Here is a 14357-nt window from a genome sequence, read left to right as displayed (position 1 = left end):
TGAAACGTAAAACGGTAAAAGCGAAATATATTTTAGTTGGTATTGGTGAATTAGAAGATGAGATCAAGCAATACGTATCAAATAAAAATTTAAATGAACACATCATCTTTGCTGGTTTTAGAAAAGATATCCCTGAGTTACTTCCAGAATTTAATCTATTTATGTTTACCTCTAACAACGAACCAACAGGCGGAGTTTTACTAGAGTCTTATGCCTGTAAGGTACCCATTGTTGCTGCCAATGCTGGAGGAATACCAGAAGTAATCGTAGATAAAAAAACGGGATTATTAGCCGAAGTAGGCAATCCAATAGATTTTGCAGATAAAGTTGAATTACTAATTAACGACGAGAGTCTTCAAAAAGAACTCGTTGAAAATGGCTATCAGCATTTAAAAGATAATTTCACAAAGAAAGTGATTTCAGGAAAATTTTATGAAGCTTTAAAAGAGGTCGCAACAAATTATAAGCGTTAAGCAAACGAATGAAACGAGCATGCTAAAAACTTCATCACCTAAGGAGATTATTAATAGCGAACCGCATGTATCCATAAAAAAAACAGAGATATAACACATGAAAATAGTCTTTTTTACAAATGAATATGCGCATCCAAAACTACCTTCAAGTGGTGGTGTGGGATCATTTTTAAAAACCATGGCAGAGACAATGACCATATTAGGTCACGAGGTTCATGTATATGGGTTTTCTAAGAGAACTATTTATTTTAAAGATCAAAATATTGCGTTTAGTTTTTTTAAAAAATATTCAAAACAATTTCCAATTTCAGATTTTTTAAGATCATTAAGTCGCACGCTAAATATCAAAAATACTGAGCGTTATTTTCTTAAAAAAGAACGTCTTTATTTAGCAAAGCAACTCAAACACTATTGCGCAAAAAACAATATTGATATTATAGAATCTTTTGTATTTAACGGCTTTACCGCATATTGGGATCATTCTACACCATTAGTTATTCGCTTTCACGGTTCAAGAGGGTTTTGGCATCATTATTTGGGCGCAAAAAAGGAAGAACATAAAATTTATATGGAGCAACTGGCTCTTGAAAACACAAAACATACCGTTGCTGTATCTCAGTTTTCTGCAGATGTAGTTAAAAACATATACAATGTTGACATTGAAATGGTGATACATAATGGCATTGATGCTCATTTGTTTTCTCCAAACTCTAAAGTCAAAGAAATAGGACAATCTATATTCTATTTTGGAACACTTTCTAAAGCTAAAGGTGTTGATATTTTATGTAACGTTTTTAATACTGTAATTAAAAATCACCCTAAGGCAACTTTGCATTTAATTGGAAGAGGAACTGATTTTTTAGACTATTTAAAAAATGATGTTCTCTCTAAAAATGCATTAAAAAATATGACGTATTATGGAGTTAAACAAATGAACGAGCTACCAGATATCTTATCTCAGGCTACAGTTTGTATATTCCCTTCTTTAAATGAAAATTTCAGTTTAGCCATTGAAGAAGCTATGGCATTACAAAAACCTGTGATCGCCTCAGACATTCCTTCATTTAATGAAATCATAACTCACGGTGAGAATGGTTGGATTTCTAAAAACGAATCAGAGTACTTCGATTATATAGATATCATTTTTAATAATTCCGAAGAAAAAAAACGTATTGCTATTAATGCTCGTCAGCATGTTCTAAATTTGTTCACTAAAGATATCATGGTACAAAAATCAATTGCGTATTATGAAAACATATTAAAAAATAAATGACACCTGAAGAATTTCAAATAGAACTAGACAAGGCACTAACCGTAGTAAAAAATGGAGGTATTATACTTTACCCTACAGATACGGTTTGGGGTATTGGTTGTGATGCTACAAACTACGAAGCCGTAAAGCGAATTTATAAACTCAAAAAACGCAAAGATTCTAAAGCATTAATTTGTTTGGTTAATAATTATTCTATGCTAGAGAGACACGTAGATAACGTCCCTTCTATGGCCTATACAATTCTAGATATAGCTGTAAAACCAACAACCATTATTTATGACCATCCTGCAGGAGTCGCAGAGAATTTAATAGCAGACGATAATTCTTTAGCTATTCGAGTGATTAAGAATAAATTCTGCGAAAAGTTAATCAGATACTTAAAAAAACCATTGGTGTCTACATCAGCCAATATTAGTGGTCAACCCACTCCTAAATCATTCAAAGAAATAAGTGAGGAGATTTTAAAAGGTGTGGACTATGTCGTAAATTTGCAAAACGAAAAAAGTCAGTCACAACTATCTACAATTATTAAATTAAGTAATGTTGGTATGGTGAAGATTATACGAGAGTAATATCTCGTTACCACGAATACATGAATACAAATGTCTAAGACAAATTATAAAGAAGCCTTACAGAACGATCTATTCAAAATCATCTCTAAATCCGCAAAAGAAATAGGGCTTGATAGTTATGTTATTGGTGGTTTTGTTCGTGATTATATTTTAAATCGTGGAGAACACAAAGATATTGATATTGTTGCGATTGGCAGTGGAATAGCACTCGCCAAACAAGTGGCAAAAAGTTTACCAAATCGTCCAAAAGTTCAAGTATTTAAAACTTATGGAACTGCAATGTTAGTGTATCAGGACATGGACATTGAGTTTGTTGGTGCTCGTAAAGAATCCTATAGTGAAAGCAGTAGAAATCCTGTTGTAGAAAACGGAACCTTACAAGACGATCAAAACCGTAGAGATTTTACGATCAATGCCATGGCTTTACATCTTGATGAGAATTCCTTCGGAAATTTGTTAGACCCATTCAATGGTATAAAAGATTTAGAAACTAAAATAATACGCACACCTTTAGATCCAGATATCACCTATAGTGACGATCCATTAAGAATGATGCGCGCCATACGTTTTGCAACACAACTTCATTTCACCATTGAAGATGACTCTTTAGAAGCGATTTCTAGAAATAGCGAACGCATAAAGATTATCACTAACGAGCGTATTGTTGTAGAACTCAACAAGATTCTAGAAAGTGACAAACCGTCAATAGGCTTTTTACATTTAGAAAAAACAGGGCTTTTAAAACACATTTTACCTGAGCTCACTGCTCTAAAAGGCATTGATGAAGTTGAAGGTCAAACCCATAAAGATAATTTTTATCACACCTTAGAGGTCGTAGATAATATTTCTAAAAACACAGATAACCTCTGGTTACGTTGGGCGGCTTTATTACATGATATTGGAAAAGCACCAACCAAAAAATTTAGTAAAAAAGTAGGTTGGACATTTCATGCACACGAATTTGAAGGCGCAAAAATGGTTTATCATTTATTTAAGCGACTAAAAATGCCTTTGAATGATAAAATGAAATTCGTCCAAAAAATGGTATTTATGAGTTCTCGACCAATTGTTTTAGCTCAAGATTTGGTGACAGATTCTGCCGTGCGACGTTTGGTTTTTGATGCCGGAGATTTTGTGGAAGATTTGATGGTATTGTGTGAAGCAGATATCACGACTAAAAATTCTAAGAAATTTAATAAGTATCATAACAATTTTAAAATAGTGCGTCAAAAAATTGATGAAGTTGAAGCTAGAGATCATGTTCGTAATTTTCAACCACCAATTTCTGGAGAGGAAATTATGACCACTTTTAGTTTGAAACCATCTCGAGAGATTGGACAAATTAAAGAATTGATTAAAGAAGCAATTTTGGAAGGCGATATTCCAAATGAATATGATGCTGCTTATGAATTGATGCTGAAGGAGGGAAAACGCTTAGGATTAAAAGTAAACGTATAATTATGATTAAAATCATACGAACAGATTCAAAAAATAGAGATTTTAACAAGTTGGTTAAAGAATTAGATGCGTATCTAAAAATAACAGATGGCGACGAACACGACTTCTACAACCAATTTAACGGTATTGATATTTCAAATAATGTCCTCGTTGCCTATGTCAATGACGTACCAGCAGGTTGTGGTGCTTTTAAAGAATTTGAGAGCTTAAATGTTGAAATAAAGCGCATGTTTACCAAGTCTGAAATGAGAGGCAACGGAATAGCTTCGGAAATTTTAAAAGCATTAGAACTTTGGGCTTCAGAATTAAACTATAAGGCTTGTGTTCTCGAAACAGGTATTCGTCAAAAGGAAGCAGTTGCTTTTTATAAAAAGAATAACTATAAGAGTATTACAAACTATGGTCAATATGTAGATATGGAAAATAGTTTATGTTTTAAAAAGATAATTTAAAGTATGCAAAAACCGTTTATAAAATCCGCAAAAATAGCATTAGTTCTGGTTTACTTAGTAATCATTGCTGGAGCAGTTGTTCGCATGACAGGTTCTGGAATGGGTTGTCCAGACTGGCCAAAATGTTTTGGCTATTATATTCCGCCAACAGAAATTTCAGAATTACAATTCAAACCCAATCACGCTTACGATAAAGGTATAATCATCATTAAAGATGAGGCCTTGTTAGTGGCTACTGAGCATTTCAATTCTTCGGAAATTCTAAATCTAAATAATTGGGAATCTTACACAGCACACGATTACGCCCAATTTAATGCCACACATACTTGGGTTGAATATATCAACAGATTGCTAGGTGCATTATCTGGAATTCCGATTTTAATATTTACTATTTTATCATTTTGGTTATGGCGAAAAAACAAATGGTTGACCATCTTATCAATCGCCACAGTTTTTGGAATGGCATTTCAAGCGTGGTTGGGAAAAACAGTTGTTGATTCTAATTTAGCGCCTTTTAAAATAACTATTCACATGGTCATGGCAATGGTTATTGTTGCCATTATTTTATACTTGATTTACGCATCAAAACTCACCTATAGAAATCAGGTATTTGATATGGCCTTTAGAAATGTAATCTTAGTAGCTCTTACCTTATCGTTAGTTCAAATCGTGTTAGGTACTCAAGTGAGACAGCATATCGACGAACGTGTTAAAGATATTGGTTATATAAAATCCCTATGGATGGAGAATCCAACCTTGCAATTTTATGTGCATCGTAGTTTTTCTGTTGTAATCCTTGTGATCAATGGCTGGCTCTTTTTTAGAAGTAAAAAATTAAATTTAGGCTACGTGAAGACCTATCTTTTGATGTTGTGTATCCTTGCTGAAATCATTTCAGGAATTGCCATGTTCTACTTTGATTTCCCGTTTTTATCACAACCTTTACATTTAGTTATTGCGCTGATAATGTTTGGAATACAGTTTTATATTTATTTAGAAAGCAAGCGTAAAAAAGCGCTTCTAACATAAAACTTATTTGTACATTAACAGTACCTTTGTAATCTAATTAATGAACATGATTTACAGATTTAGAGCCATACTTGACAACGATACAGAAGACGATATTTTTAGAGATATTGAAATTCGGGAAACCGACTCTTTAGAAGATTTACATAATGCTATTACACAATCTTTTGGTTTTGAAGGATTAGAAATGGCCTCTTTTTATATAAGCAATGAAGATTGGGAACAAGGTGAGGAAATCTCGATGTATGATGTTAGTGAAGGTCATAATGACACGAGAACGATGAGCGAAACGATCCTCAATACTGTTCTTGACCAATCACAAACCAAACTTATTTATGTGTATGACTTTCTAAGCATGTGGACGTTTCTCGTCGAACTTGCTGAAATTGTTGAAGAAACAGAAGGCACAGACTATCCTAATCTCATGTTTGTTCATGGCCAAATACCAGACTCAGCTCCAGAAAAAACTTTTGAAGCCGAAAATTTTGATGACGATTTAAACGAATTTAATGACGACGAGCTAGATGTCGACGATTATAGCGATCTCGATTTTGATGAGAATTGGAATTAAGTATTTCTAATCTATGACTGATTTTTGGTTTTACTTAAAAGAGGGCATCATTCATATTTTAGACCTTGATGGCCTTGACCATTTCTATTTCATACTTTCATTTTGTATTCTTTTCTCATTTAAAGACTGGAAGAAAATTATAGGTTTAATTACTGCGTTTACCTTTGGTCATTGCATCACTTTATTTCTTTCTGGATTAGAATTGATGACCATTAATGCAGATACAATAGAACTCCTCATTCCTATTACCATTCTACTGAGTTGTATTAATAATTTTTATATACTGCTGAAAGACAAGCAGTCTAAACAACAATTAGTCGTTACTTATATCATTTTGTTAATCTTTGGATTAATCCATGGTTTAGGATTTTCAAACTATATCAAAATGATGCTGTTTGACGGTGAGTCTATTGTATTACCCCTTTTAGGTTTTAATGTTGGGATCGAATTAGCACAATTACTAATTGTGACTGGTTTATTGATTGTATTATCTGTATTTCAACTGCTTTTGAAATCTAAAATGAGATGGGTAAGATTGGTAATTAATACGATTATTTTTGTTTTAGTGGTTATGATGACGCTTTAATTGTGACATCTAATTTAAAGGTTGCTTATTTTTTCTGTAACAATTCCTGCATATGCTCGTCGTATTGATATAATCAACCACTGCTGAAAACTTTTCCGTAGAAAAATCAATCAAATTTTGGAACCAATTTTAACCATTACTAATCTCACCAAAAAATTTGGCTACCTCACTGCTGTCAAAGATTTATCATTTACCATTAATAAAGGCAATGTATACGGAATTCTAGGACCAAATGGAAGTGGAAAATCAACAACTCTAGGAATCGTTTTAAACGTTGTCAATAAAACCGAAGGGAGTTTCCATTGGTTTGATGGTAATACCACAACTCATGATGCGCTTAAAAAAGTAGGTGCCATTATTGAACGACCAAACTTTTATCCTTACATGACAGCTGAGCAAAACTTAAGGTTAGTTTGTAGGATAAAAGGTGTTGATAGAAGTAAAATAATAGAAAAGCTAGAGGTTGTAGGACTTTTAGACAGAAAAGACCATAAGTTTAGCACCTACTCGTTAGGTATGAAACAGCGTTTGGCAATTGCTTCGGCGTTGCTAAATGAGCCAGAGATCTTAATTCTTGATGAACCTACAAATGGTCTTGATCCTCAAGGGATTCATCAAATTCGTAAAATCATTAAAGATATAGCAAGCAAAGGCACAACCATACTATTGGCTTCACACCTGCTCGATGAAGTTGAAAAAGTGTGTTCTCATGTTGTTGTATTAAGAAAAGGTGAGAAGTTATATTCTGGTCGTGTGGACGAGATGATATCGAGTCATGGCTTCTTTGAACTTAAAGCAAAAAAGCATGATGAGCTTATCAAATTATTAGAAAATCATACATCCTTCGGAAATATAAAAGTTGAAGACCAGCTAATCACTGCGTTTTTAAATATTCCTATGGATGCTCCAGAATTTAACACGCTCATGTTTGAAAAGGGCATTATCCTTTCTCACCTTGTTAAACGCAAAGAAAGCTTAGAAGAACAATTCTTGCAATTAACAGACCACACAGAATTATAATCGTCAACCATAAAGCGTTCTGAATATTTTTTACTTCAGAATAAAAAAATCAACCACCATGTTAAGATTACTGCAACTAGAACTTCAAAAATTACTGCTTAATAGAGCTAGTAAGGTTCTCATTTTTATATCGTTTGTACTGCCGTTTTTTATTATTCTACTATCCTCTATACGATTTAATGTATTTAATTATTTCACTCTAGAAGTAGGACATTATGGCGTTTTTAATTTCCCTATTGTATGGCATATTGTAACCTTTTTTGCATCACAATTTAAACTCTTCTTTGCCATTGTCGTTGTAAGTATGGTTGGTAACGAATACAGCAACAAAACCATTAAGCAAAATTTAATTGACGGCTTGAGCAAAAAAGAATTCATACTCTCTAAATTTTATACCATTATTTTCTTTTCTGCATTGGCAACGCTGTTAGTGTTTATCATCTGTTTATTAGTCGGCTTATTTTACTCGAGCATTGACGAAGTACATCTTATTTTTAGAGACACAGAATTTCTTTTCGCCTATTTCATAAAACTAGTCGGCTTTTTCAGTTTATGCTTATTCTTAGGTATGTTAGTAAAACGGTCGGCTTTCGCATTGGCATTCTTATTCGTATTGTTCATTTTAGAGTGGATTATCTACGGGATATTAGCATGGAAAATTGACGAAAGTACTGCAACTAAAATTCAGAATTTCTTTCCATTAAAATCCATGTATAAACTTATTGACCAACCGTTTCAACGTATCGCCATCTCAAAAGCACCAAACGGTCAAGATTTTTTATATGACTTTGGAGTACATTGGTATGAAATAGCCATCGTTATGGCTTGGACTGCTTTATTTATCTTTTTATCGTATAGATTATTAAAGAAGCGAGATTTGTAATACCTTTAGAGGGTTAGTATTTTTGAAAAAGAAACTGTCTTGATTGATTAAAATGTCCGAAGAAAAAGTAGGAATTTTACGTAGTTAACTGTTCTATCAATAGACTTTCTAAGTTAATTGCGACGATTGCATGAAAAAAAAATCCCTCATATTATTAGTAGCACTCCTCTGCATTGCCTATACCTTTGCACAACAAGAAGCCTCCTACTGGTATTTTGGGCAAAATGCTGGATTGCGATTTAATGCAGGTAACGGGACGGTTACTGCAATCACCGACGGACAAATAGATACACTTGAAGGCTGTACTTCAATATCTGATACTACCGGCGAACTTTTATTTTATACTGACGGAAGAACGGTATGGAACCAAAACCACGACATCATGGCGAATGGTGACTACTTTGGTGGTACAGGACTTTTAGGTGACCCATCAAGCACCTCGTCAGGATTGATTGTACCAAAACCACAAGACCCAACGCAATACTATATTTTTACTGTTGATGAACCTCATCAATTAAATGCAGGTGCTTTTCCTAATCAATATACAGGAACATATCAAGGAGGAACTACTGCACCTGAAGCGGATGATGGTTTTAATAATGGTTTTGCTTACTCATTAGTCGATATTACTTTGGATGGTGGTTTGGGAGATGCAGTTGATACAGAAAAAAACATTCCGCTCATAACTTATGACATCACAAATCCTCTCGAAGAAGCCTACAAATGTTCAGAAAAAATCACTGCAGTAAAGGCTGATGACTGCTCTTCGTTTTGGGTAATTACACATTTTGTAGATAAATTTTATGCCTTTAAAGTAGATACCGCAGGAGTAGACACAACTCCAGTAGTGTCTACTGTTGGACCAGAAGTCCCAATTTCTGGATATCGTAGAAATGCTTTAGGATATCTTAAAGCATCGCCAGATGGATCAAAATTAGCAGTGGCTCATTTTGGTTTTGCTACAGTAGAAGGCGGCAATGCTGCAGGTGGTGTCTATTTATTAGATTTTGATAATGATACTGGTGTTGTTTCAAATTCTGTTGAATTATATAGCCCTACTGAAGACGATAGTCCTTATGGAGTTGAGTTTTCGTCGGAAAACAGAAAAGTTTATGCTAGCGTTAATGAAGGTATTGCAGGTAATGGAGCTAGCAGTATACATCAATGGGACCTCGAAAGTGCAGATATTCCTGGTTCTAAAATGCCAATTAATAGTTCTCCTACTCCTACTGCTGGAGCTTTACAACTAGGATTAGATAAACGTATTTATAGAGCACAATTTAGTTTTAGTAATGCTGAAACTTCTAAGTACATTGGTATCATCGAAAACCCAGAAGCTGCAGCAAATGAAGTTATTTATGATAGTCAGGGCATCTTGTTAGATGTGGATGATAACTTTACACATTTAAGTCAAATAGGTTTACCACCTTTTATACAGTCTTTATTCAATTCGCAAATTGATATCATCCAAAATGGGATTAGCACAACAGAACTTAAATTATGTGAAGGTGACAGTTATACTCTAACTGCTGAAGAAGTTGCTGGAGGTGATTATACATGGACAAAAGACGGTTTAGAATTAACCGAAACCACCTTTGAATTAGATATTAGTGGTCCAGGATTTTATGAGGTCTTTATAGAGCCCAATAATGGGGAATGTCCTATAGAGGGTGAAGCTTTTGTAGGTATATTTGATATCCCAACTGCAACACAACCTCAAGACATGGTCAATTGTGATGCTACCGTAGTTTCAGTTTTTGATCTTACCACCCAAGATACAGATATTTTAGATTCACAAGATCCCTTGCAATATGCTGTTCATTATTTTACTTCACAGGAAGATGCAGATAATAATACCAATGAAATTATTGGTGATTTTACAACGACTGAGAATCTGCAAACCATTTACGCTCGTGTAGATAATAATGATAACGCTAATTGTTACGCAACGACATCTTTTACACTGACAGTTTCTATTACACCAGTAATAAGTGCCCTTGATGACATAACAGTTTGTGATACCGATTTTAATGGGAATAATATGGACGGTTTTACGACCTTAACTTTAGATGAACTCAATGCAGGAATTCTATTTACACAAGACCCCTTGTTATACGCGATAACATTTCATCCATCGCAGCAAGATGCAGATGATAACACCAATATTTTTCTAAATTCTTATACAAATACAACAGCTTATACAGAAGAAATATTTGTGAGAATAGAGAATAATGCAAATACAGATTGTTTCTCTACAGGTTCATTTATTCTGACTATAAACGATGCTCCCGACGCTATTGACACCACATTAATACAATGTGATGAAGATGGGATTCCAGAAGGCTTCACAACCTTTGATCTCAATCAAGTATTTGATGATATTACTGGTGGTGGTGCTAATAGAACGATTCAGTTTTATGTGTCGCTAACAGATTTAGAAAATAACGAAGATGAACTCAATGCAGATGCTTTTGAGAATTATTTTAATCCGCATATTATTTATGCCTTAGTGACTAATACAGATACGGGTTGTACTAACATTGCTGAGCTTAGCTTGCAGGCGAGTTCTACATCTTCATATAGTACCACAATTGAAGTTTGTGATGATGATGGTACTGAAGATGGGTTCTATAATTTTAATCTCACCAATGCTTTAGACGCTATTCTTTTCGGAATTTCTTCAGATTTAGAGGTAACGTTCTATGACACCTATCAGGATGCGTTATTAGAAGATAATCCTTTGGGTAACAATTTCACAAATACAATAGCTTACAACCAAACTATCTATGCTCGCGTTGAAAACATGAATGCTTGCTTTGGAATAAGTAATATAGAACTCACTGTTTTTGAATTGCCTAATATCATCATCCAAGAAGATCTATATTATTGTTTAAATACATTCCCACAAACCATAATATTGACAGGAGGGTTAATTGATGATACGCCTAATAATTACTATTACGATTGGTCAACTGGTGAAGATGAATTTGAAATTGAAGTCAATGAGCCTGGAACTTACACAGTGAGAGTGACCTCTACAGAGGGTTGTTTTAAAGATAGAACGATTAATGTATTGGCATCAGATATAGCAACATTCGCAGAAATACAAGTGACAGACGCGACCTCAAATAACACCATTTCAGTCTTTGTAACTGGTGAAGGTGTTTATGACTATGCATTGGATAACCCTGCAGGTCCTTACCAAGAAAGTAATATTTTTGAGAATGTAAGTTTTGGATTTCATACTGTTTTTGTTCGCGATATAGAAAATGATTGCGGAACCGTTAACGAGATTATTTCAGTAATAGGGTTTCCTAAGTTTTTTACACCAAATGGAGATACTTTTAATCCTACTTGGCAAGTCAAAGGGATTTCTAGCAATTTTCAACCTAACTCCCAAGTTCTAATTTTTGATCGTTATGGAAAATTATTAGCTGAGATTGACCCACTCGGTCCCGGATGGGATGGTACATTTAATGGTTTCAATATGCCTGCAAGTGACTATTGGTTTGTTGTATCCTTAGAGGATGGTCGTACTTTTAAAAGCCATTTTGCATTAAAACGATGAACCCATCATGAACAAACTATTTTCAATTTTACTTTTATTTTTATTTTTTTCAACTACAGTTTTTTCTCAAACTCCTAACGATTGTATAAATGCAATTCAAATTTGCGGAAATTCTAATATTGATTTAGATGTTGCTGGTGTGGGGATTCAAGAATCTTTTTCTAATGCCTGCGGAATGGTTGAAAATAACACCATTTGGTTTAGATTAACGTTTGAACAAGCTGGTAATTTTGGTTTCATTTTGACTCCAAATAGTACTGCAATAACGGAAGATTATGACTTTTCTCTATTTGGTCCAACAGACTCCTGCTCTAATTTAGGTGCTGCTATTCGTTGCTCAACAACAAACCCACAAGCCGCTAACCAAGGTAATAATCTTACTGGCATGAATACGACTGAAACTGACGTATCTGAGGGTCCTGGAGTAGATGGAGATAGTTTTGTAAACGAAATTGAAGTACTAAATGGTGAAACGTATTATCTACTTATTGATAGACCAGTTGGAAATAGTCCGTTTAGTCTAGAATGGACTGGTTCTTCGCAGTTTCCAAATCCGCCAGAAAATCAATTGTCATTTGATGATGTCATCAATTTAAACGCATGTGACACCATAGCTCCCTTTGGAGATGGGATCACACAATTTGATTTAGAAATTAATACATTAGCGCTTGCTGGAAATCAAACTAATATTGTGGTTTCTTATCATGACTCAGAAGAAAATGCTGTTTTAGGTCTCAATCCCTTAGCAAGCCCATACACGAATACCAGTAACTCGCAAGCCATCTATGCAAGAATTCTAAACACCATTTCTTTGTGTTTTATTACTTCTAGAATAAATTTAAATGTCACTGAAATAGGTATCGTAACCCCTTCTGATTTTGAGCTTTGCGATAATGCTAATTTACCTAGTGGTATCTCAGAATTTAACTTAGCACTAAAAATTCCAGAAATATTAAACGGATTAAATCCTGATGAATATACATTTTCATTTCATGTAACTGAGGATAATGCCGCAACTAACTCTAACCCTATTCCATCAAATTTTCAAAACACAGCTCCTGAGATACAAGAAGTCTTCGCTCGAGTAGAAGAAATTACGACGCAATGTTTTGGATACGTAGCTATAAATTTAATTATAATCCCTCCTCCAGATGCTTTTGACACCACAATAATACAATGTGATGAAGATGGCATACCAGAAGGATTTACAACTTTTGACCTCAACCAGATCTTTGACGATATCACTGATGGTGCTTCAAATAGGACAGTCCAATTCTACGTATCGCTTGCCGATTTAGAAAATAACGAAGATGAACTCAATGCCGATGCTTTTGAGAATTATTTTAATCCGCATATTATTTACGCACTCGTTACAAATACGATTACAGATTGCTCTAATATTGCTGAGATCACACTTCAAGCCATTTCTACATCTTCAAATAGTACCACAATTGAAGTTTGTGATGATGATGGTACTGAAGATGGATTCTATAATTTCAACTTAAACGACACACTAAATGATATTCTCTTCGGCATTTCTCCAGGTCTAGAGGTTACTTTTTATGACAGCTATGAAGGTGCTTTAATTGAAGATAATCCATTAGAAAACAACTTTACCAATACCGTACCTTATCAACAAACCATTTATGCTCGTATAGAAAACATGAATGCTTGCTTTGGTATAAGTAATATAGAACTCACTGTTTTTAAATTGCCTAATATCGTCATTCAAGAAGATCTATATTATTGTTTAAATACATTCCCACAAACTATAATATTGACAGGAGGATTAATTGATGATACGCCTAACAATTACTATTACGATTGGTCTACAGGTGAAGATGAATTTGAAATCGAAGTTAATGAGCCAGGAACTTATACTGTGAGAGTCACTTCAACACAGGGTTGTTTTAAGGACAGAACGATTAATGTATTCGCATCAGACATCGCAACAGTCACAGAAATACAAGTCACAGATGCGACTTCAAATAACACCATTTCAGTATTTGTAACTGGAGAAGGTGTTTATGACTATGCATTGGATAATCCAGAAGGTCCTTATCAAGAAAGTAATATTTTTCAAAATGTAAGTTTTGGATTCCATACTGTTTATGTTCGCGATATAGAAAATGACTGCGGTACCGTTAGCGAGATTGTTTCGGTTATAGGGTTTCCGAAGTTTTTTACACCAAATGGAGATACTTTTAATCCCAGATGGCAAGTTCGAGGGGTTTCTAATGATTTTCAACCGAACTCTCAAGTTTTAATTTTTGATCGCTTTGGTAAATTAATAGCCGAAGTTGATCCATTAGGTCCTGGATGGGATGGCACCTTTAATGGTTTTACGATGCCTGCTAGTGATTATTGGTTCGTCATATCGTTACAAGATGGTAGAAGATTCACAGGCCATTTTGCACTTAAACGTTAAGAGTATTAGTGTAAAATAATTTATGTACTTTTAAAAATATCAATTAC

At 34.2% G+C, this 14357-nt stretch carries 12 protein-coding genes; all 12 read left to right on the top strand.

The window, feature by feature from the left end:
* A partial coding sequence (locus tag ACJAZK_RS03460; protein ID WP_415222630.1) for a glycosyltransferase family 4 protein occupies positions 1-473 on the top strand: 473 nt, incomplete at its 5' end.
* A gap of 97 nt (positions 474-570) precedes the next feature.
* Positions 571-1746, top strand: a complete 1176-nt coding sequence (locus ACJAZK_RS03455; RefSeq protein WP_415222629.1) for a glycosyltransferase family 4 protein — start codon at positions 571-573, stop codon at positions 1744-1746.
* Positions 1743-2318, top strand: coding sequence for an L-threonylcarbamoyladenylate synthase (locus ACJAZK_RS03450; RefSeq protein WP_415222628.1), 576 nt, complete (start codon positions 1743-1745; stop codon positions 2316-2318). The genes ACJAZK_RS03455 and ACJAZK_RS03450 overlap by 4 nt, the downstream gene beginning before the upstream one ends.
* Positions 2319-2348: 30 nt before the next feature.
* Positions 2349-3776, top strand: a complete 1428-nt coding sequence (locus tag ACJAZK_RS03445) for a CCA tRNA nucleotidyltransferase (protein ID WP_415222627.1) — start codon at positions 2349-2351, stop codon at positions 3774-3776.
* Positions 3777-3778: 2 nt separating this feature from the next.
* Positions 3779-4228 (top strand): GNAT family N-acetyltransferase, encoded by a 450-nt coding sequence (locus ACJAZK_RS03440; protein ID WP_415222626.1) that lies wholly within the window; start codon positions 3779-3781, stop codon positions 4226-4228.
* A gap of 3 nt (positions 4229-4231) precedes the next feature.
* Positions 4232-5257: a COX15/CtaA family protein gene (locus ACJAZK_RS03435; protein WP_415222625.1), complete on the top strand. Its 1026-nt coding sequence runs from the start codon at positions 4232-4234 to the stop codon at positions 5255-5257.
* Between the two features lie 46 nt (positions 5258-5303).
* A complete protein-coding gene (locus ACJAZK_RS03430; RefSeq protein ID WP_415222624.1) occupies positions 5304-5825 on the top strand; it encodes an IS1096 element passenger TnpR family protein in 522 nt (173 codons plus the stop codon).
* 13 nt (positions 5826-5838) lie between these two features.
* Complete coding sequence (locus ACJAZK_RS03425) at positions 5839-6411, top strand: HupE/UreJ family protein (RefSeq protein ID WP_415222623.1); 573 nt, start codon at positions 5839-5841, stop codon at positions 6409-6411.
* Positions 6412-6528: 117 nt separating this feature from the next.
* Positions 6529-7431 (top strand): ABC transporter ATP-binding protein, encoded by a 903-nt coding sequence (locus ACJAZK_RS03420; protein WP_415222622.1) that lies wholly within the window; start codon positions 6529-6531, stop codon positions 7429-7431.
* A 58-nt stretch (positions 7432-7489) separates the two neighbouring features.
* On the top strand, positions 7490-8314 hold the full coding sequence (locus ACJAZK_RS03415; RefSeq protein WP_415222621.1) for an ABC transporter permease: 825 nt from the start codon (positions 7490-7492) through the stop codon (positions 8312-8314).
* A gap of 130 nt (positions 8315-8444) precedes the next feature.
* Entirely contained in the window at positions 8445-11882 is a 3438-nt protein-coding gene (locus tag ACJAZK_RS03410) for a T9SS type B sorting domain-containing protein (protein ID WP_415222620.1), read from the top strand.
* Between the two features lie 7 nt (positions 11883-11889).
* Entirely contained in the window at positions 11890-14310 is a 2421-nt protein-coding gene (locus ACJAZK_RS03405) for a T9SS type B sorting domain-containing protein (protein ID WP_415222619.1), read from the top strand.
* The last annotated feature ends 47 nt before the right edge of the window (positions 14311-14357 follow it).

It is taken from the genome of Psychroserpens sp., from assembly GCF_047633235.1.
In the GTDB taxonomy this organism is placed as follows: domain Bacteria; phylum Bacteroidota; class Bacteroidia; order Flavobacteriales; family Flavobacteriaceae; genus Psychroserpens.
Note: the sequence above shows the minus strand (reverse complement) of the source record. Positions and strands in the feature narration are given on the sequence as shown.

Excerpts from the sequence above, each read along its gene's own strand:
- ACJAZK_RS03455 (WP_415222629.1), top strand. The coding sequence starts at position 571 with ATGAAAATAGTCTTTTTTACAAATGAATATGCGCATCCAAAACTACCT.
- ACJAZK_RS03450 (WP_415222628.1), top strand. The coding sequence starts at position 1,743 with ATGACACCTGAAGAATTTCAAATAGAACTAGACAAGGCACTAACCGTA.
- ACJAZK_RS03445 (WP_415222627.1), top strand. The coding sequence starts at position 2,349 with ATGTCTAAGACAAATTATAAAGAAGCCTTACAGAACGATCTATTCAAA.
- ACJAZK_RS03440 (WP_415222626.1), top strand. The coding sequence starts at position 3,779 with ATGATTAAAATCATACGAACAGATTCAAAAAATAGAGATTTTAACAAG.
- ACJAZK_RS03435 (WP_415222625.1), top strand. The coding sequence starts at position 4,232 with ATGCAAAAACCGTTTATAAAATCCGCAAAAATAGCATTAGTTCTGGTT.
- ACJAZK_RS03430 (WP_415222624.1), top strand. The coding sequence starts at position 5,304 with ATGATTTACAGATTTAGAGCCATACTTGACAACGATACAGAAGACGAT.
- ACJAZK_RS03425 (WP_415222623.1), top strand. The coding sequence starts at position 5,839 with ATGACTGATTTTTGGTTTTACTTAAAAGAGGGCATCATTCATATTTTA.
- ACJAZK_RS03415 (WP_415222621.1), top strand. The coding sequence starts at position 7,490 with ATGTTAAGATTACTGCAACTAGAACTTCAAAAATTACTGCTTAATAGA.
- ACJAZK_RS03410 (WP_415222620.1), top strand. The coding sequence starts at position 8,445 with ATGAAAAAAAAATCCCTCATATTATTAGTAGCACTCCTCTGCATTGCC.
- ACJAZK_RS03405 (WP_415222619.1), top strand. The coding sequence starts at position 11,890 with ATGAACAAACTATTTTCAATTTTACTTTTATTTTTATTTTTTTCAACT.